Source organism: Microbulbifer marinus (genome assembly GCF_900107725.1).
In the GTDB taxonomy this organism is placed as follows: Bacteria; Pseudomonadota; Gammaproteobacteria; order Pseudomonadales; family Cellvibrionaceae; genus Microbulbifer; species Microbulbifer marinus.
In genome coordinates this window covers 1838350-1857302 of sequence record NZ_FNQO01000001.1, presented here as the reverse complement: position 1 = coordinate 1857302, position 18953 = coordinate 1838350, and the positions used below count along the sequence as shown (strand labels likewise).

The following is an 18953-nucleotide window of genomic DNA, read 5'->3' as shown; positions in this document are numbered from 1 at the left end:
GGCCGGCACCCGCCCCGACTTCCACGACAGCGACCTGGACGGTGTGCCCGATGGTGATGATGTCGCACCGCTCGATGCCGCCTACAGAATCGACGCCGACAGAGACGGTCTGCCGGAAGCCTATGAAAACCAGTATCCGTTCCTGAATGACGGCTATCCCGAAGATGCCGCGGAAGATCTCGACGGCGATGGCCTGAGCAACCTGCAGGAATTTACCGCCGGCACCAACCCGGAAAATCCGGACAGCGACGGCGATGGCACCTTGGACGGTGAAGACCCGGTGGCCACCGATGCCGCCTACAGCCGCGACCAGGATCAGGACGGCCTGCCGGACGAATGGGAGCAGACCCACGGCCTGTATGACAGCGACCCGCTGGATGCCGGCTTCGACTTCGACAATGACGGCCTGAGCAACCTGCAGGAATACCAGCGCGGCACCGACCCGCAGGATCCTGACAGCGACAGGGATGGCATCTCCGACGGCGAAGACCACTACCCGCTGAACATGCTCTACCGCTTCGACCGCGACCGCGACGGCATGCCCGAAACGTGGGAGATGGAGCACGGCTTCGACGACAACAACACCCGCGATGGCGGTGAAGACCCGGATTACGACGGCGCGCGCAACTATCGTGAATTTGCCCTGGGCACCGACCCGCACAACGAAGACAGTGACTTCGACGGCGTACGAGACAGTGAAGACAAGTGGCCGGTGGATCCCAGTCGGGCGCGAGACGATGATTTTGATGGCATGCCCAATGCCTGGGAGGAATCCCATGGGCTGAACGCATTCGATCCTTCGGATGCCGTTTGGGACCTGGATGGTGACGGGCTGGCGAACCTGCAGGAATATGATGCGGGCAGTCGCCCGGCTATTGCCGATACGGATGGCGATGCAGTACTGGATGGTCTGGATGTCTGGCCCACTGACGGTCGCTATTACAAGGATAAGGACAGCGACGGCCTGCCGGACAGCTACGAGATGGTCAGCGGTTTTCTGAGTGATACTGATCCCCTGGATGCGCGAGAGGACTTTGACGGCGATGGCCTGACAAATTTGCAGGAGTTTCTTGCGGGCTCGGATCCCGCGGTCATGGATTCCGATGGTGACGGCATTGTCGACGGTGACGATTTTGCACCGGCAGATAGTCGCTATCGTTTGGATGCGGATGGCGACGGGCTGCCAAATGAGTGGGAGTTGGCAAACGGGCTGAACCAGTTCGATGCCAGGGACGCCAGTGATTCGTATTTTGGGGATTCGGACGGGCTGACGCCGTTGCGTGAATTTGCATTGGGTACGGATCCTCGCAACGATGACTCAGATGGGGATTACGCCGATGACAGAATGGATCGCTACCCGCTGAATTCTCTCTATTTCCTGGACAGCGATCGGGACTCTATGCCGGACAGCTGGGAGTCCAGCTACGGTTTTGATTATTACTCCGCGCTGGATGGCAATGATGACCCGGATGGCGACGGCATCAGCAATCGTTACGAATTTGCCGCCGGAAGTAATCCGCTGGTGGATGAGCTGCGGGATTCCGATGGCGATAGCATGCCGGATTACTGGGAATCCCTATATGGACTCGATCCACAGGCCGCGGATGCCGACGGAGATGCTGATGGCGACGGCCTGAGCAATCTGCAGGAATTTCAGGCGGGCACTTATGCGGACAATCCGGATACCGATGGCGATCAGCTGCCGGATGGCTTTGAAGTAACGTACGGATTCGACCCTGTTCTCGATAATGGCGCTCAGAATTCCGATCCGGATAACGACGGACTGGATACCGGAGCGGAAGCTGCAGTCGGCACCAGCCCGCTTGATGCCGACAGCGACGGCGATGGCGTAATTGACGGCACTGACGCATTTCCTCTGGACGGTAACGAATCCCTGGATACTGATAACGACGGCACCGGTAACAACGCCGACCCCGACGATGACAATGACGAAATGCCCGATACCTGGGAGCAGCAGTACGGCTTGGATCCGTTGAATGCCGCGGATGCGCAGGGTGACCTGGATGGAGATGAGCTAACCAATCACGAGGAATTCATTCGCGGTACAGATCCCACCAATGTGCTGGATCCCGGCAATCCGTTTTTGCATACCGAAGTACTGCCGTCGGTAACCACCGATACCTGGATGACGGTGACCCTGGGGCATTCATACCAGCAGCCAGTTGTCGTCACCACGCCGCTGTACGGATTCGATACGCCGCCGGTGGTGGTGCGTATCCGCAATGCTTCCGCTAACCGGTTCGATATCATGCTGCAGCGGGTGGACGGCGCCAGCGATCCCGTCAGCCTGCCGGTGCACTATATGGTCGTCGAAGCCGGTACTTACAACCAGACGCAACATGGTATAACAATGGAGGCGGCTCTCTACCAGTCCACCATCACCGATCACAAGAAAAGCTGGAGTGCCGAATCTGTATCGCTGCTAAATACATATACCTCACCAGTGGTGTTTGGTCAGGTGATGAGCGCGAATGACAGTAACTGGTCCGTGTTTTGGAGTCGCGGGGCGTCACGGGACCAAGTTGCCAGCACTGCCGACATCCGAATAGGCAAGCATGTGGGCGAAGATTCGTTGCACACCCGGGTGCAGGAAACCCTAGGCTACATTGTCATCGAGTCGGGAAGCGGCAGTGTAAATGGCAGGGACTATGTCGTCGGGCTCGGCGACGATTCCGTGAAGGGATTTGATAACGGCAAATACAATTACGCCTTGAACGGCCTTGCCAGTCCCGCCACGACCATCTTGACCCAGGCGGCGATGGATGGCGTAGACGGCAGCTGGGCCGTACTGCGGGATTCTACTACTGCTACTGCGATCACTCTGTCTGTGGATGAGGACCAGATATCACAGGCTGAGCGCTCGCACACCACTGAGCAGGTGGGGTATTGGGTATTTCAGTAGAGGAGGCCCTGTTGAGGTGCCCTGAGGCTTACTCGTTACGTTGGTCGCGCTGATCGAACGCGGCGCTTTATGTTCCACTGTTGTCACTCTGCCAAATTAAGAAGGCCCGCTACCTTTCGGTAGCGGGCCTTCTTAATTTGGTGGGATGGCGGGAGTTTTCGATGTTTCTACTTGAATTCTAATGGGCCAGCGTAAATTCGATTTTCCGTCGCTCCATATCGACGGCTGCAACACGCACCTTGATCTCATCGCCGATAGCAAAGCTGCTGTTGCCCCGCTCGCCGATAAGACGCTGCGCGGACGCATCAAAGTTGTAGTAGTCCTTTTTCAGTGCAGATATATGCACCAGGCCTTCAACCTGTGTCTCACTGATCTCGATAAACAGCCCAAAGTGCGTGACGCTACTCACTACCCCGTGAAAGGTATCGCCGATAAAGTCCTGCATGTACTCGCACTTCAGCCAGGCCTCGACATCCCAGCTCGCCTTGTCAGCGCGGCGCGAAGCGTTAGAGCAATGTACCGCGAGAGCCTGCATCGCCGAATTGTCATAGGGGTAACTTTTAGCGGGTGCGAGGGTTTTTGCGTTTTCGAAACGCTGCACCGGTGCGTCGCCTCCACCCAAGACGAATTTAAGCGCACGACGAAGCGGGTTCTGCTGCTTTTCCCGACGGATCACCGAACGGATCGCTCTGTGCACCAGCAAGTCCGGGTACCGGCGAATGGGCGAGGTGAAGTGCGCATACGCGGAATAAGCCAGGCCAAAGTGTCCTTGGTTATCCGGGCTGTACTCCGCCTGACTGAGTGATCGCAGCATCATGGTACGGATCGTCTGCGCGTCCGGTCGCTGCTCAATACTGCGCAGTAGCTGGTCGTAGTGCGCGGGCGAGGGCTTGTCGCCACCGGCCAGCTTAAGCCCCTTGGCATTCAGGAAGGCGCGCAGGATGGTCAGTTTCTTATCGCGCGGGCCTTCATGCACGCGATACAGAGTTGGTATCTTCTGGCGTTTGAGGAAGTCTGCGGTCGCCACGTTGGCGCTCAGCATGAACTCTTCGATCATCTTGTGCGCATCGTTGCGGTTGACCGGGACGATCCGTTCGATCTTGCGGTCGTCGGTAAATTCGAACTGTACTTCCGGCTTTTCAAAATCCATTGCCCCACGCTTTGTGCGGGCTGCTTTCAACGCGGCATACAGCTGGTGCAGCGCGTGGATGTGCGGGGCGGTAGTGCCGAGTCGGCGAGCGGTCTCACGCCCCACGCGCGATTCCGGTGCGGTAATGAACGCGTTTACCTGGTTGTAGGTAAGCCTGGCATGCGAGTGGATTACCCCTTCGGAGAAGGTATAGTCGGTCATTTTGCCGGACTTGCTGATGCTCATCTCGCAGACCATTACCAGCCGGTCTACCTGTGGATTGAGCGAGCACAACCCGTTAGACAGCGACTCCGGCAGCATCGGCACCACGCGATCGGGGAAGTACACGGAAGTAGCGCGATTCTGCGCTTCCACATCCAGCGCGCTTGCAGGTGCGACATAGTGGGAAACATCTGCAATGGCCACGAACAGGCGCCAGCCGCCGGAAGCAGCCTTTTCACAATACACCGCATCGTCGAAGTCCTTGGCATCTTCACCGTCGATGGTCACAAACGGCAGTTCTCGCAAATCGGCGCGGTGTAGTTTGTCGGCCTCGGGTACGGTACTGCCCAGTCGCTTTGCTGACTGGACGGCATCCTGTGGCCAGCTGTGCGGAATACCGTGACCGCGGATTGCGACATCGATCTCCATGCCGGGTCCCATCGAATCCCCAAGCAACTCGGTTACGCGCCCGAAGGCATTGTAGCGACGGCTGGGGAATTCTATGAGCTTGACGAACACATACTGACCTGGCCGTGCGCCCATCAAGTGGTCGCGATCAAGGTCAATCTCGTGGGCGATACGACTGTTTTCCGGTTTGAGAAAATAATGATCGTCTTCGAACTGTACGCGGCCCACCAGGTGAGTGGTGTTGCGTTCAACTACATTGACAATAACGCCCATTTTGCGGCCGCGGCGATCGATACCGCTGATGCGGGCCTGAACGCGGTCACCGTCAAAGACAGTCAGCATTTCGTTGTCGGATAAAAACAGGTCTTCTTCGGATGCATCACTGTTTAGGAAGCCGAAACCGTCCGGGTGACCGATCACACGGCCGCTCACTAGATCTTCGGGTTTCACCAGGCTGTAGCCTTTGCTGTGATCGAAGAGTATTTGTCCGTCGCGCTCCATTGCACGCAAACGGCGACGCAATGCTTCTTTCTGTTCATCACAGGAGAGTTGCAGCGCTTTCGCCAGCTGCTCCCGATCCAGTGTTTTCTTATTTTTTTCGAGCAAGCTCATAATGAACTCGCGCGCGGGAATAGGGTTGCTGTATTTTTTGGCGTCCAGCGAGTTAAACGCAGCTATTGGGGATTTGCTCATGATTTCCTCTCGGGAAAACCGCCAATAAGATTGCGCTTGGTAAAAACTGGAGTGATGTGTCAGGACAGATCAGGTGTTACTCGGCAAGGTATGCAGGCGGAGATTGCTCAACGAAGTTGAGGGGTTATGGCAGTTGGGCATTCAAGCTGTTACCAGTCTGAATGCCCGTCTTTCAGGTTGAGGTACCTAGAGGTAGCGTCTCAACCGGTGTGGCATCTGAGGCCACTCAGCAGCGGACCCATATATGGTCAGCTCTCTATGCGGTCCTGTTGGCTCAGACGCAAACTATGCTTTCAGCTTGCGGGCCTTTAGGGCCTTGAGTTACAGAGAACTCAACGGCCTGGCCTTCGGCGAGGGTTTTGAATCCCGAGCTTACAATTTCGCTGAAGTGTGCGAACACGTCAGGGCCAGACTTCTGTTCAATAAAGCCAAAGCCTTTGGATTCGTTAAACCACTTAACAGTGCCGGTCGTTGTCTTGGACATGATATTTTCCTGTAAACAAATAAAGATATGCCTTCATGAGGCATGAATAGCAAAAAAAGTCTGGAATTTAGATGCTACAGGACGAAGAACAGCGGATACGACGAAACTGAGGATTTAAACAAGAGGCTTACTTTTGACTAGAGGCACTGTAGAGCCCCCTGCGAGCTAAGTCAAAGTATTTCTCGCAGGACCTGTATCGGCATGTCTCTCATTGGACTTGGACTGGCTGGTACCCCTGGGCGTGGTCGGAGGTGCTGGAAGCTCGTATGGCGGGAGTGATTCGGCGCTTTGCGCCTCACCCCTTCGGGGCGGCCCTTCGGCCGTCTTAACGCGCTGTGCGCGTTGATCGAACCCGGGCGCTTTAGCGAACCACTCCCGCTTCGCGGATCAATAAAAAAGCCCACGCTGTTAGGGGTGGGCTTTTTTATTGATTGGTGGAGATGGCGGGAGTCGAACCCGCGTCCGTCAGCACTCTGCCAGAGGCTCTACATGCTTAGTTCCGCCTATTGATTTAACTCTCTACAGCCCAGCGGGCAGGACGTAAAGAGCGAGCCTGAATAAGTTTTAAGCCATCCACGTCAGGCACGCTTCAGGACGATCCAGTTCTGTATGACAGCCTGCAGCGCGGTACTGGAACCTTACTGAAGGCCGCTAAGGGCGAACCCTTAGTTAGTGCTTCACAGGCTGCTTACGCAGCGAGTTGGGCACCGTAGTTGTCGTCGTTGGCAACTAATAAATTGCAGCTTTGGATTTACGTGATTGGCTGCCATCACGGCATGCACCCATGGTTTCGTTACCGGCGTCGAATCCAAGTCATCCCCGATGCGAAACTCATTCGTGTGAGTTAATTATACCTGAAAACGCCGCCGAACAATACGTGCCCGTGAGTTTGCGGGACTTCCCGGTCACTGACTTAGATGACTGACTGGGCAAAGGCCGTCAGTATCAGCAGCGGGCAGACAATGCGCACATACCAGGGCCAGATTTTCCAGAACAGCGAGTTTTCGATACCCGGATGTCCCTTCTGCAGCTCCGCCAGCAACTGGTCGCGGCGCCAGATCCAGCCAGCGAAGATACACAGGGCGACACCCAGCAGCGGCTGGCCGTATTCGGTGCTGATACTGACCACCAGTCCGAACAGCGAGTCAAAGTTGACGATGATTGCGCTGCTGATCGCAAAAATGACCAGACCGACTAGCGGCGTCGCCAGTCTGCGCGGGACGCCCAGATTTTCGATCGAAAACGCGACCGGGACTTCCAGCATGGAGATGGAGGAGGTCAGCGAGGCGATCACCATCAGGGCAAAGAAGGCGATGGCCACGAACAGGCCGGCGGTGCCCATGGTGTCAAATAGGGCCGGCAGCACCTGCAGAATCAAATCCGGACCCGCAATCAGCTCGCCGCCGGCGGAGAAGATCTGTGTGCCCGCTTCCTGTGCCACATACATGGCCGGCAGAATCAGCAGGCCGGCGGTAAAGGCGATACCCACGTCGATCAGGGTGACCAGGGCGCCCAGGCGCGGCAGGCTTTCCTGCTGGCTCAGGTAGGAGCCGTAGATCAGCATGGTGCCGACGCCGAGCGACAGGGAGAAGAAAGCCTGGCCCATGGCGGCGATCAGCAGTTTGGGCGAGAGGTGACTGAAGTCTGGCATCAGGTAAACCTCGAGGCCGGTCATGGCGCCGGGTTGTGTCAGCACATAGACAATCAGCAGCAGCAACAGAATGATCAGCGACGGCATCAACAGCGTGGACCAGCGCTCGATGCCCTTTTCCACCCCGGCGGCGATGATCAGCATGGTCATACCGCTGAAAATGGCGGTAAAGGTGAGGTTGCGTCCAACGCTGTTGCCGGTAAGCCACTCGACCGCGCCACTGGCGCCGAACAGGCCGGCGAAAGGTTCCACCAGATGCGCGACCATCCAGCCGGCCACGATGGCATAGAAGCTCAGAATCAGTGAGGCCACCAGGATGCCGCCGAAGCCGGCCAGGCTGCCGAAGAAGCGGGTAATCGGGCCGGTGGAAATGCCGCGCAGTGCCTGCACCATGTTGCGGCGCGCGTGGCGACCGATGGTGAGTTCCGCCATCAGTGCCGGGTAGGCGAGCAAAAAGGCCAGTATCAGGTAGACGACGACAAAGGCGGCGCCGCCGTTGCTGGCGGCCTTGGTCGGGAAACCCCAGATGTTGCCGAGGCCGACGGCGGAACCTGCCGCGGCCATCAGGAAGCCGATATTGGAGCTGAATTGTCCTCGTGGTGCACTCATAGTAAATCTCTTCTTTATTCTTCTGTGTGCTTTTTTCGATCAGCGACCTGGGCTGTCGCTTAGGTTGCGTGCGTCACGCTGCAACTATTATTTATGTTCGCTGCGCATCAGGCGCTGTTTCTCGCGGCTCCAGTCGCGCTCTTTTTCGGTCTCGCGCTTGTCATGCTTGGCCTTGCCCTTGGCCAGTGCTATCTCGCACTTGATCAGGTGCTTTTTCCAGTAGAGGGCCGTGGCCACGACAGTGTGTCCCTTCTGCTCCACAGCGGCGATCAACTTGGCCAGCTCGCGTTTGTTCAGCAACAGGCGGCGCGTGCGATCGGGCTCGGTGACGAAGTGGGTCGAGGCGCTGGGCAGGGGCTGTATGCGGGCGCCCAGCAGCCAGGCTTCGCCATTCTTGAAAATGACGTAGCTGTCGGTGAGCTGTGCCTTGCCCTCACGACAGCTCTTCACTTCCCAGCCCTGCAACTCCAGGCCCGCCTCGAACTTCTCTTCGATGAAGTAGTCGTGCCGGGCCTTTTTGTTCAGGGCAATGGTGCTGGAAGACTGGGCGGTTTTCTTTTTGGCCATAAATACAACTGGTGCCTGATTTAAAAGAAGCTGTACCCGAAGTACTTGTCTGCCACCGTAATGATGAAGACGACTAACAGGATCAGGGGGATAAAGGTTCCCAGGGAGAAGTTCACATACTTCTGTGAGAGAGAGCCGGCGAAGCTAGGGTCGCCCTGCTGCAGCTCGCGGTCATAATTGGCCCGCTTCCACTTGTATATGACAAACAGACATACCAGCAGGCCGTTCAGCGGCAGGATCGTAGAATAAAAGATCAGCTCCACCAGATCAAAGAAGGAGACATCCTTGCCGGCAATCGGAGCGAAAGTTGTCAGCCAGTCAGCCATGCCGAAAGACATGGCGCAGGCGATGGCCAGGACAAACTGGATTGCGCCTACGGTGTAAATCGCCTTCTTGCGCCCCATGCCGCGCTCGTCGCGCAGGGTGGCGAGCGGTACTTCGATGATGGACACCAGGGAAGTAATTGCGGCTACCAGGACCAGGAAGAAGAAGATCGCCGCGACCGCGCTGGCGCCGAAATAGCCGACGCCATCCTGCAGAGCCAGGAAGATCTTCGGCAGAAACAGGAAGATCATGCCCGCCGAGGAGTCACTGAGAGTGGCCGTGTCTATGTCCGGGTTGAAATGGAAAACGCTGGGCAGTATCAGCAGGCCGGCGGTGAAGGCGACCAGGGTATCGGTAATGGCTACCGCCCGCGCCGAGCCGGGGATCGAATCCTGCTTTTTCATGTAGGAGCCGTAAGTGATCATGATGCCCATGCCCAGCGACAGGGAGAAAAACGCCTGCGCCATGGCATTGTTCACGACTCGCGCATCCAGCTTGGAGAAGTCCGGTACCAGATAGTACTTGATCCCGAGAATAGCGTTTTCACGGGTGAGCACGAAGGCCACTAGGCCCAGCAGCATCACGAACAGCATCGGCATCAGGGTTTTGGCCGCGCGTTCAATGCCATCCTTGACGCCCAGGGAGAGAATGCCGTTGATCGCCAACATCAGTATCACCAGGTAGAAGAACACCACCGGTGAGTTGATGAACTGACCAAAGTGGGCTTCGGTAGCGAGCAGGTCGAGGTTGCCGCGCAGGGTTTCCACCAGGTAGCCGAGTACCCAGACAGTGACCACCAGGTAGAAGACTGCGATCATGAACGGCGTGATCAGGGCCAGCCAGCCGGGTATACGCCAGAATGTGGAGCCGCCGGAAACCTCGCGGTAAGCACCCACCGGGTCCTTGTCGGAGTGGCGACCGAGGGCCAGCTCCGCCATCATGACCGGTAAGCAAATGAAGAACACAAAGAGTGCGTAAACCAGCAGGAAGGCACCGCCCCCGCTTTTGGTGGCGGCTACCGGGAATGCCACCAGGTTGCCGATCCCCACGGCGGAACCCGCAGCGGCCAGGATAAAGCCCAGCCGCGATCCAAAATGCTCTCTCACTGCGGACATAGTATTCTCGCTATTATTTTTGTCGGACGTTCTTGTCGTTAGAGTTATTCCTGCCCGGACGAAGTGCGACCGGCCAGTTAAAACCGCGATTGTTACAGGAATTGCCTTGCTTGAGTAGCGCCGACTGGCAAAATTGCCCGCAGCAGGCCCATGATAGGCAATTTAGCTCGCAGTACTGGATTTGACAGCAACAATGACTGAAATAGAGCGCAGCGCGCTGGTGATGCACAGTGCGGAACAGATGTTTGACCTGGTTAATGACGTGGCCAGTTATCCGGAGTTTTTACCCGGATGCCGCGATGCCGAAGTTTTGTACAGCGACGAGCACGTCCTCGAGGCGCGCCTGGAACTGTCGCGGGCCGGTATCCACCAGAGCTTCATTACCCGCAATCAACTCGAGCGTCCGCTGCATATGACACTGACTCTGGTCGACGGCCCGTTCAAGGAATTTACCGGTCACTGGGATTTCGTGCCGCTGGCGGTGGACGCCTGCAAGGTGCGCTTTTCGCTGTCGTTCAGCCTGAAGAACCGCCTGATAGCCGCTGCGGTCGGCAAGCTGTTCAGCGATCTCGCCAATCAGATGGTCGGCGCCATGTGCGCGCGCGCCGAGGAAATTTACGGAAAATCGTCATGACAGATATCAAGACAATCGCAGTGGAGGTGGTCTACGCGCTGCCGCACGAGCAGCGGCTGATGCGTTTGCTGGTGCAGCCGGGCACCACCGCGCTGGAGGCGCTGGTGCGATCGGGCATTCCGGAGGAGTATCCGGAAGTGGACCCGACTACCGCAAAGCTGGGGATATTCGGACAGGCCCTTGGGACCAAGGGGTTACCACCGGCGGACCAGTATGTGCTGCAGCCGGGAGACCGGGTGGAAGTCTACCGGCCGCTGATTGCCGACCCGAAAGAGGCGCGCAAGCAGCGCGCGGAGAAGGCCAAGCGGCTCGCAGAGCGGCAGAAGGCCGATTAGGGCCAGCCGGCCGGCTGCCAGTCGCCGCTGGTGGCGATCAAAATATCGCCATTGAAGTAAACGCTAAAGCGCTTCTGGCTGACGTCGCCCTTCGGATCGCGCACGCGATTGACGTAATCCCAGCGGTTCGGATTGAAGGTGTCCTCCAGCAGCGGTGTGCCCAGCACGAAGCGCACCTGGCGACGGGTCATGCCCGGTTTCAACTGGTCGACCATTTCCTGGGTGATGATGTTGCCCTGCTGCACTTCGATGCGGTGCACGCCGGGAAACTTGAACAGACTGCAGGCGCCAAGCAGCGCGCACAGGCCCGCAATGGCGAGAATTCTCAGACTAGACGGCATTCATTGCTCCATTATGCGTTGTCGGACAGCGGTTATTCGAGCGGGCTCGCGCCGATAGCCGACTGATCATAGACGGTTAACCAGAATAGGCGCTCGCCGGCCGGGAAAGTTCCCGTAACCCGGCAATCGGGCCGCCGCAAGGGTGACCCGCAACAGCCCGGGGTTCCGCTGACTCCGTTGGGCATGGGATAATACCCGAAGTGTTCGCTCGCTGACAGATACGCAGAATGTGCCTGATCGGGGCTAAAGCCCCTGTGGCGAGAGGTCGAATCGTTCGATAACCAAGAGAATCCTGCCGGGAAAAACTTATACATGCCTAACGAAAATCAGGAACTGCGCAAGGCCGGACTGAAAGTCACTTTGCCCCGAGTCAAAATCCTACAGCTGCTGGAAAATGCCAGCGAGCAGCATCTCAGTGCCGAAGATGTCTACAAGATGCTGCTGGAAGCGGGAGAGGATGTCGGTCTGGCGACCGTGTACCGGGTCCTGACCCAGTTCGAGAGCGCGGGCCTGGTGATGCGCCACAATTTCGATGGCGGCCACTCGGTGTTTGAGCTGGACCGCGGCGACCATCACGATCATATGGTGTGCACCGATACCGGCCGGGTGATCGAATTCCACAACGAGGAAATCGAAAAGCTGCAGCAGCAGATCGCCGAGGAGCACGGCTTTGAGCTGACCGGCCACAGCCTCGTGCTCTATGTGAAGGAAAAAGGGAAGTAAGCGCCCGCGGGAAGGGCGGCGGGCCGGCGGCCCGCCACCGAGCAGGCGCTCGGCGTTTCAGAAGAAATTGTCAGCGGATCAGGCCGGCGGCGTATAGCGCTCGGGGAATTTGCCAATCTTGTCCGCATAGAAATCCCGGAACCTGGCCAGTTCCGCGGCCAGGTTCTCACCCATCTCCAGCACCGGGCCCAGGCCCACTTCCTTTTTCGGAAAGTTGATGAAACCGCACACCACTGGTACCTGCGCGCCGCGGGCGATGTGATAGAAGCCAGTCTTCCAGCGCTCCGCGGTACTGCGCGTACCCTCCGGTGGCACCGCGATAATCAGCTCCTCGCTGGCATTGAATTGATCGACGGTGGCCTCCACCAGATTGTTGGCCTTGCTGCGATCCACGGCGATACCGCCGAACCAGCGCATGGTGGCGCCGAGGGGGAATTTGAACAGTTTGTCCTTGCCCATCCACTGCGGCGTCAGCTTGAGTTTCAGCGCGGTGAGGATGAAGTAGTAGCCGTCCCAGTTGCTGGTATGGGGCGCCCCCAGTAACACGTACTTTTTCAGTTCCAGTGCCTGCTGGTCGCTAACCACGCGCCAGCCGTGCAGCTTCAGCAGCAGCTTGGCGATCTGGCGCAGCAGTGGTGTCACAATCGGGGTGTTGAAAATCGTTCTTTGCATGAATAGGGCCAAAGTAACCAAAAGCGCTGCAGTATAGAGTGACTTTCACTGCAGTACCCGGTCATTTTCGGCCTATTCGCATCCATTCCCCACACAATTTGTGAACAGGGAGTCGCGCTTCCGGTGGGCTGCGGCGTCAGCTGCGCGTCAGCATTTCCTCGGCGTGGGCCAGTGACTGGGTGGTGGTTTCGCCACCGAGCATGCGGGCGATTTCCTCGCGGCGCTCGCCGTTCTGCAGTTCGCGCAGGGAGACGAAGGCGGCATCGCCGTCGCTGTGTTTCTCGACCAGGTACTGGCGGTGGGCTCTCGCGGCCACCTGGGCCAGGTGCGTCACGCAGATTACCTGGCCGGCGCGGCCACTGCGGGTCTCACCCAGCTGGCGCAGCAATCGCCCGACCACGTCGCCGGTGGCGCCGCCAATGCCCACGTCTACTTCGTCGAAGACCAGTGTCGGGGTCCGCGAGGTCTGTGCGGTGACCACCTGAATTGCCAGGCTGACCCGCGACAGTTCGCCGCCGGAGGCGATCTTGCCCAGTGGCCGCGGCGGTTGCCCCGGGTTGGTGGAGATCAGTATCTCCACTTCCTCGAGCCCGCTGGACGCCGGCTTGTCCTGTGGCTGCAGGGCCAGCTCCACCCGCGCGTGGGGCATGGCCAGTTCTGCCAGCTGGCTGTTTACCGCTTGCGCCAGCTTGGCGGCGGCCTTTTCCCGCAGCTTGCTCAGTTTGGCGGCGGTCGTGCGGTACTGTGCTTCCAGTTTTTCGCAATCTGCGGCGAGTTTGTCCAGCGCATCCGGTGCGCCTATTTCGTCCAGTTCGGCCTGCAATTGCTGTTGCAGGCCCGGCAGCTCGTCCGGCTGTACGCGGTGTTTGCGCGCCGCCTGGTAGATGGCGCTGAGGCGTTCCTCCACCTCTGCCAGCCGTTCCGGATCCATCTCGAAGCGATCGATATGGCGCGACAGCGTGCCCGCCGCTTCGTCGACCTGGATGCGGGCGCTGTCGAGCATCTGCGCGACTTCCGCCAGGGCCGGCGACTGCTCCGGCATGGCGGACAAGAGTTGCAGGGCGCGGTGCAGCTGCTCGGCGATATCTCCTTCGCCACCGGAAAGCAGTGCCGCCAGCTGGTAGCTGCCGCTCAGTATCTGCCCGGCGTTGGCCAGCTGGCGCTGTTCGCTTTCCAGCTCCTCTATCTCACCCGGTTGCAGGTCCAGCTGCTCCAGCTCTTCGAGCTGGTATTGCAGCAATTGGCGCCGTGCCTCGGTTTCCTCGGCGCTGTCCGCCAGAGACCGGTAGCGGCGGTACTGGTCCTGCCAGGTCTTGAAGTGAATGCGGGTCTCGGCGGCGAGATCCTGGGCCTGGGCGAATTCGTCCAGCAGGCGGCGGTGGGTGTCTTTTTTCAGCAGTGACTGGTGTTCGTGCTGGCTGTGGATGTCGATCAGTTGTTCGCCCAGGGCCCGCAGTTGCAGCAGGGTTACCGGCTGCCCGTTGATATAGGCCCGTGAGCGGCCGTCGGCGCCGATGGTGCGGCGCAGGATCACCTCGTGTCCGACATCCAACTCCTGTTCCTGCAGCCAGGCGGCCGCAGAGGGGTGGTCGGCGATATCGAAGGTGGCGCTGATGTCGGCGCGGGGGCTGCCTGCACGCACCAGCTCGGCATTGCCGCGATCGCCGAGGGCCAGCCCCAGGGCATCGAGGGTGATGGATTTGCCGGCGCCGGTCTCGCCGGTCAGCGTGCTGGTGCCGGGACCGAATTCCAGCTCCAGCTGGTCCACCAGGGTGAATTGGCTGATAGACAGGTGCAGCAACATAGCTTCTGTGGCCTTTTTATGTTGGGCGCTGAGGGTGTCAGTTAGTGGTTATTTATACAGTAATTAGTGCTGGTTCGCTACACGTGTGGTGGCACATTACTCTGCTGGGACAATCCGCGACCTAAATCCCCTTGAACTGTGCGGGCTAGGCCCCATATAGGCCTGCATTGCCCGAGTGGCGGGTGAATACCCACTTAACTGACAGTCGACGCGACGGAGAAAGCAGTGGCCAAAGAGCGCAGCGAAGAAGATCAGATTAAAGAAGGCGTGCATGCGGAAGCTCTTACCGACGAGCACACCCCTGTAAAGGAAGAGCCGGCCCGTGCCGAGGTCGAGGAGCCCTCGGCGGAGGAGCAGCACCAGGCGGAAGAGGCGCTTCACGCCGAGCCCGAGAGTGCCGATGCCCTGCACGAGGATGTCATAAAACTGCAGGAGCAGCTGGCGATCCAGAAGGAGCTGGCGTTACGTGCCCAGGCTGAGGCGCAGAATGCCCGCCGCCGCGCCGAACAGGACGTGGAGAAGGCGCACAAGTTTGCCGTGGAGAGACTGCTGCAGGACCTGTTGCCGGTGGTGGATAACCTGGAGCGGGCGCTGGCCACCATCGATGCCGGCGACGAGGCCAACAAGGCGATCGTCGAAGGTATCGAGCTGACCCACAAATCGTTTGTCGACACGCTGGGCAAATACTCGGTGGAGGTGGTGGATCCGGCCGGCGAGCCCTTCGATCCGGAGCTGCACCAGGCCATGACCCAGGTGCCCAACGGCGACGTGGAGCCGAACACCGTACTGGATGTATTCCAGAAGGGCTACCGCCTCAACGGCCGCCTCGTGCGTCCGGCCATGGTGGTGGTCAGCAAGGCACCGTAACGGCAATTAAAAGTGGCCGGCCTTGAAATAATTCCGCCGGCACCAATATAGCTGACATCAGAATTTAATCGCGCGGCCGATGCCGACAGGGCTGGCGACGCGCAAACAAATGAGGGTTCTATAAATGGGAAAAATTATCGGCATCGACCTGGGTACTACCAACAGCTGTGTTGCAGTACTGGAAGGTGACAAGGCGCGCGTGATCGAAAACGCTGAGGGCGATCGCACAACTCCCTCTATCGTTGCATTCACAGACGACAATGAAATCCTGGTAGGCCAGTCTGCCAAGCGCCAGGCGGTTACCAACCCGCAGAATACCCTGTTCGCCGTCAAGCGCCTGATCGGCCGCCGCTTCAAAGACGATGTGGTACAGAAGGACATCAAGATGGTGCCCTACTCAATCGTCGAAGCCGAAAACGGTGATGCCTGGGTGGAAGTGAAAGGCGACAAAAAGGCCCCGCCGCAGATCTCCGCCGAAGTGCTGAAGAAAATGAAGAAGACCGCCGAGGATTTCCTCGGTGAAAAGGTAGATGCGGCAGTAATCACCGTGCCGGCCTACTTCAACGACTCCCAGCGCCAGGCCACTAAAGATGCCGGCCGCATCGCCGGCCTGGACGTGAAGCGCATTATCAACGAGCCGACCGCAGCCGCGCTGGCCTACGGCCTGGACAAGAAGGGTGGCGACCGCACTGTGGCCGTTTACGACCTGGGCGGCGGCACCTTCGATATCTCCATCATCGAGATCGCCGACGTCGATGGCGAGATGCAGTTTGAAGTGCTGTCCACCAACGGTGATACCTTCCTCGGTGGTGAAGACTTCGATCTGCGCCTGATCGACTACCTGGCCGAGCAATTCAAGAAAGAGCAGGGCATCGACCTGAAAGGCGATCCGCTGGCCATGCAGCGCCTGAAAGAGGCCGCCGAGAAGGCCAAGATCGAGCTGTCCTCCAGCCAGCAGACCGAAGTGAATCTGCCGTACATCACCGCAGACGCCACCGGTCCGAAACACCTGGTGGTCAAGCTGACCCGCGCCAAGCTCGAGAGCCTGGTCGAGGAGCTGGTAAACCGCACTCTGGAGCCGGTCAAGATCGCCCTGCAGGACGCCGATCTGACCGCTTCCGGCGTCGACGACGTCATCCTGGTTGGTGGCCAGACCCGTATGCCGCTGGTGCAGCAGAAAGTGACCGAGTTCTTCGGCAAGGAGCCGCGCAAGGACGTCAACCCGGACGAAGCCGTGGCCATGGGTGCCGCCATTCAGGGTGCGGTACTGGCCGGTGACGTCAAAGACGTACTGCTGCTGGACGTGACGCCGCTGACCCTGGGTATCGAAACCATGGGTGGTGTGGCTACGCCGCTGATCGACAAGAACACCACTATCCCGACCAAGAAGTCGCAGACCTTCTCCACTGCGGAGGACAACCAGACTGCCGTGACCATTCACGTGGTGCAGGGTGAGCGCAAGCAGGCGTCCCAGAACAAGTCCCTGGGCCGCTTCGACCTGACCGACATTCCGCCGTCGCCGCGCGGTATGCCGCAGATCGAAGTGACCTTCGACATCGATGCCAACGGTATCCTGCACGTGCACGCGAAGGACAAGGCCACCGGCAAAGAGCAGTCCATCGTGATCAAGGCCTCCTCCGGTCTGTCCGAGGAAGAGATCGACAAGATGGTGGCGGATGCCGAGGCCAACGCCGAGGCGGACAAGCAGTTCGAGGAGCTGGTGACTACCCGCAACACCCTCGACGGCCTGATCTCCGCGACCAAGAAAACCCTGGAAGAGGCCGGAGACAAAGCCACTGCCGAGGAAAAATCTGCGATTGAGGCGGCAATCTCCGAAGCAGAGGAAGCCGTGAAAGGCAATGACAAGGCCGCCATGGAGGCCGCGACCAACAAGCTGACCGAGGCTTCCGGCCCGCTGGCGCAGAAGATGTACGCCGAGCAGGCCCAGGCCGCGGGCGGCGCCGAGGGCGCTGCCGGTGCCGAGCAGGCCGAGCAGACCGGTGGTGGCGACGACGCCGTGGACGCCGAGTTTGAAGAAGTTAAGGAAGACAAGAAAGAAGATAAGTAAGTATTCGCTTACAATGTCGTGGCGGTGGCCTCTGGAGGCCTCCCCGCGACAGTGCTCGAGGGCGCGGTGCTATCTCCTGAGAGGCCCGCGCCCTGTGTTGTTTCAGGTTCACCGGCAGGTTTCCGCGGAAAGGCTGGCGGTGGCGACCCCGGATCGGGAGGGGCCCGGGGTGTGGTTAGGGACCGGAAAGTAAAAGAACAGAGCTTGGCCGGCAGCGGTGCCGGACCAGAGAACACAGTTTTATGTCGAAACGCGATTATTACGAAGTCCTGGGTGTTGAGCGGAGCGCCTCGGAAGCAGAGCTGAAAAAGGCCTACCGCCGGGTGGCGATGAAATTCCATCCGGACCGCAATCCCGACGACAAAGAGGCGGAGAATCGCTTCAAGGAGGCCAACGAGGCCTACGAAGTCCTGTCCGACCCACAGAAAAAGGCGGCCTACGACCAGTTCGGTCACGCCGGTGTCGAAGGGCAGATGGGCGGTGGTGGCGCCGGTGGTTTCGGCGGCTTCTCCGATATCTTCGGCGACGTGTTCGGCGATATTTTCGGCGGCGGTGGTGGCCGCCGCACCGGTCCGGCGCGGGGCTCCGACCTGCGCTATGACCTGGAACTGGACCTGGAAGACGCGGTGCGCGGCACGACCGTCAAGATCCGTGTGCCGACCTTGTCCTCCTGCGATACCTGTCACGGTTCCGGTGCCAAGCCCGGCTCCTCACCGCAGACCTGTGGTACCTGTGGTGGCCACGGCCAGGTGCGCATGCAGCAGGGCTTCTTCTCCGTGCAGCAGACCTGTCCGAACTGTCGCGGGCGCGGCACCATCATCTCTGATCCCTGCAGCAGCTGCCATGGCCGCGGCCGCGTAGAGGAGACCAAGACCCTGTCGGTCAAGGTGCCGCCCGGCGTCGATACCGGCGACCGTATCCGTCTGTCCGGCGAGGGCGAGGCGGGCCCGGACGGCGGGCCGCCCGGGGATCTGTACGTGCAGGTGGTCGTGAAGGAGCACGAGCTGTTCCAGCGCGACGGCAAGAACCTCTATTGTGAAGTGCCGATCAGCTTCGTTACCGCGGCATTGGGCGGTGAGCTCGAGGTGCCGACCCTGGACGGCAAGGTCAAGCTCAAGATCCCGGCCGAGAGCCAGACCGGCAAGCTGTTCCGCCTGCGCGGTAAGGGCGTGACCCCGGTGCGCGGCGGCGCGACCGGCGACCTGCTGTGTCGCGTGGTGGTGGAGACGCCGGTCAACCTTTCCGGCAAACAGAAAGAGCTGCTGGAAGAGTTCGCCAATACCCTGAGCGAAAAGAAAAACTCTCCGCGTCAGACCGGCTGGTTCGAAGGGGTAAAGAACTTTTTCGGCGATATGAAGCTGTAGTGAATTTGCGACAGCCGCTG

At 59.3% G+C, this 18953-nt stretch carries 14 protein-coding genes, 1 other RNA gene and 1 pseudogene; 7 read left to right on the top strand and 9 right to left on the bottom strand.

Features of this window, described 5'->3' with window-relative positions:
* Positions 1-2923, top strand: a pseudogene (locus tag BLW36_RS17335) (hypothetical protein); the annotation flags it as partial.
* Positions 2924-3101: 178 nt separating this feature from the next.
* Here BLW36_RS17335 and rnr read toward each other — a convergent pair.
* From rnr to BLW36_RS07930, 6 genes are all read right to left on the bottom strand, one after another.
* A complete protein-coding gene (rnr, locus tag BLW36_RS07955; protein ID WP_091386798.1) occupies positions 3102-5375 on the bottom strand; it encodes a ribonuclease R in 2274 nt (757 codons plus the stop codon).
* 274 nt (positions 5376-5649) lie between these two features.
* A complete protein-coding gene (locus BLW36_RS07950; protein ID WP_091386795.1) occupies positions 5650-5859 on the bottom strand; it encodes a cold-shock protein in 210 nt (69 codons plus the stop codon).
* 432 nt (positions 5860-6291) lie between these two features.
* Positions 6292-6680: a transfer-messenger RNA gene (ssrA, locus tag BLW36_RS07945) on the bottom strand.
* Positions 6681-6772: 92 nt separating this feature from the next.
* Positions 6773-8119: a sodium-dependent transporter gene (locus BLW36_RS07940; RefSeq protein WP_091386794.1), complete on the bottom strand. Its 1347-nt coding sequence runs from the start codon at positions 8117-8119 to the stop codon at positions 6773-6775.
* 87 nt (positions 8120-8206) lie between these two features.
* A complete protein-coding gene (smpB, locus tag BLW36_RS07935; RefSeq protein WP_091386792.1) occupies positions 8207-8686 on the bottom strand; it encodes an SsrA-binding protein SmpB in 480 nt (159 codons plus the stop codon).
* 20 nt (positions 8687-8706) lie between these two features.
* Entirely contained in the window at positions 8707-10125 is a 1419-nt protein-coding gene (locus BLW36_RS07930) for a sodium-dependent transporter (protein ID WP_091386790.1), read from the bottom strand.
* A 193-nt stretch (positions 10126-10318) separates the two neighbouring features.
* Here BLW36_RS07930 and BLW36_RS07925 point away from each other — a divergent pair, with 193 nt between their 5' ends.
* Complete coding sequence (locus tag BLW36_RS07925) at positions 10319-10759, top strand: type II toxin-antitoxin system RatA family toxin (protein WP_091386788.1); 441 nt, start codon at positions 10319-10321, stop codon at positions 10757-10759.
* Positions 10756-11094, top strand: a complete 339-nt coding sequence (locus tag BLW36_RS07920; protein ID WP_091386786.1) for an RnfH family protein — start codon at positions 10756-10758, stop codon at positions 11092-11094. The genes BLW36_RS07925 and BLW36_RS07920 overlap by 4 nt, the downstream gene beginning before the upstream one ends.
* On the opposite strand, the gene BLW36_RS07915 is transcribed toward BLW36_RS07920, so the two are convergent.
* Positions 11091-11435: an outer membrane protein assembly factor BamE gene (locus BLW36_RS07915; RefSeq protein ID WP_091386784.1), complete on the bottom strand. Its 345-nt coding sequence runs from the start codon at positions 11433-11435 to the stop codon at positions 11091-11093. The two genes, BLW36_RS07920 and BLW36_RS07915, sit on opposite strands and share 4 nt — an antisense overlap.
* 312 nt (positions 11436-11747) lie before the next feature.
* On the opposite strand from BLW36_RS07915, the gene fur reads away from it, so the two are divergent.
* On the top strand, positions 11748-12158 hold the full coding sequence (fur, locus tag BLW36_RS07910) for a ferric iron uptake transcriptional regulator (RefSeq protein ID WP_091386782.1): 411 nt from the start codon (positions 11748-11750) through the stop codon (positions 12156-12158).
* 78 nt (positions 12159-12236) lie between these two features.
* Here fur and BLW36_RS07905 read toward each other — a convergent pair whose 3' ends face one another.
* Positions 12237-12830 carry a lysophospholipid acyltransferase family protein gene (locus BLW36_RS07905; protein ID WP_091386780.1) on the bottom strand — a complete coding sequence of 198 codons (594 nt, stop codon included), beginning with the start codon at positions 12828-12830 and terminating at the stop codon, positions 12237-12239.
* Between the two features lie 136 nt (positions 12831-12966).
* Positions 12967-14634, bottom strand: coding sequence for a DNA repair protein RecN (recN, locus tag BLW36_RS07900; RefSeq protein ID WP_091386778.1), 1668 nt, complete (start codon positions 14632-14634; stop codon positions 12967-12969).
* A gap of 225 nt (positions 14635-14859) precedes the next feature.
* Between recN and grpE the strand changes: the two genes are divergently transcribed.
* The 3 genes from grpE (at position 14860) to dnaJ (ending at position 18933) form a co-directional block, all read left to right on the top strand.
* A complete protein-coding gene (gene grpE, locus BLW36_RS07895) occupies positions 14860-15501 on the top strand; it encodes a nucleotide exchange factor GrpE (RefSeq protein WP_091386776.1) in 642 nt (213 codons plus the stop codon).
* Between the two features lie 124 nt (positions 15502-15625).
* Positions 15626-17569, top strand: a complete 1944-nt coding sequence (gene dnaK / locus BLW36_RS07890; RefSeq protein WP_091386774.1) for a molecular chaperone DnaK — start codon at positions 15626-15628, stop codon at positions 17567-17569.
* A gap of 242 nt (positions 17570-17811) precedes the next feature.
* A complete protein-coding gene (dnaJ, locus tag BLW36_RS07885; protein WP_091386771.1) occupies positions 17812-18933 on the top strand; it encodes a molecular chaperone DnaJ in 1122 nt (373 codons plus the stop codon).
* The last annotated feature ends 20 nt before the right edge of the window (positions 18934-18953 follow it).

What these genes read in the sequence shown, in the direction of transcription:
- rnr (WP_091386798.1), bottom strand. Translation starts at nt 5,375, where the DNA reads ATGAGCAAATCCCCAATAGCTGCGTTTAACTCGCTGGACGCCAAAAAA.
- BLW36_RS07950 (WP_091386795.1), bottom strand. Translation starts at nt 5,859, where the DNA reads ATGTCCAAGACAACGACCGGCACTGTTAAGTGGTTTAACGAATCCAAA.
- BLW36_RS07940 (WP_091386794.1), bottom strand. Translation starts at nt 8,119, where the DNA reads ATGAGTGCACCACGAGGACAATTCAGCTCCAATATCGGCTTCCTGATG.
- smpB (WP_091386792.1), bottom strand. Translation starts at nt 8,686, where the DNA reads ATGGCCAAAAAGAAAACCGCCCAGTCTTCCAGCACCATTGCCCTGAAC.
- BLW36_RS07930 (WP_091386790.1), bottom strand. Translation starts at nt 10,125, where the DNA reads ATGTCCGCAGTGAGAGAGCATTTTGGATCGCGGCTGGGCTTTATCCTG.
- BLW36_RS07925 (WP_091386788.1), top strand. Translation starts at nt 10,319, where the DNA reads ATGACTGAAATAGAGCGCAGCGCGCTGGTGATGCACAGTGCGGAACAG.
- BLW36_RS07920 (WP_091386786.1), top strand. Translation starts at nt 10,756, where the DNA reads ATGACAGATATCAAGACAATCGCAGTGGAGGTGGTCTACGCGCTGCCG.
- BLW36_RS07915 (WP_091386784.1), bottom strand. Translation starts at nt 11,435, where the DNA reads ATGCCGTCTAGTCTGAGAATTCTCGCCATTGCGGGCCTGTGCGCGCTG.
- fur (WP_091386782.1), top strand. Translation starts at nt 11,748, where the DNA reads ATGCCTAACGAAAATCAGGAACTGCGCAAGGCCGGACTGAAAGTCACT.
- BLW36_RS07905 (WP_091386780.1), bottom strand. Translation starts at nt 12,830, where the DNA reads ATGCAAAGAACGATTTTCAACACCCCGATTGTGACACCACTGCTGCGC.
- recN (WP_091386778.1), bottom strand. Translation starts at nt 14,634, where the DNA reads ATGTTGCTGCACCTGTCTATCAGCCAATTCACCCTGGTGGACCAGCTG.
- dnaK (WP_091386774.1), top strand. Translation starts at nt 15,626, where the DNA reads ATGGGAAAAATTATCGGCATCGACCTGGGTACTACCAACAGCTGTGTT.
- dnaJ (WP_091386771.1), top strand. Translation starts at nt 17,812, where the DNA reads ATGTCGAAACGCGATTATTACGAAGTCCTGGGTGTTGAGCGGAGCGCC.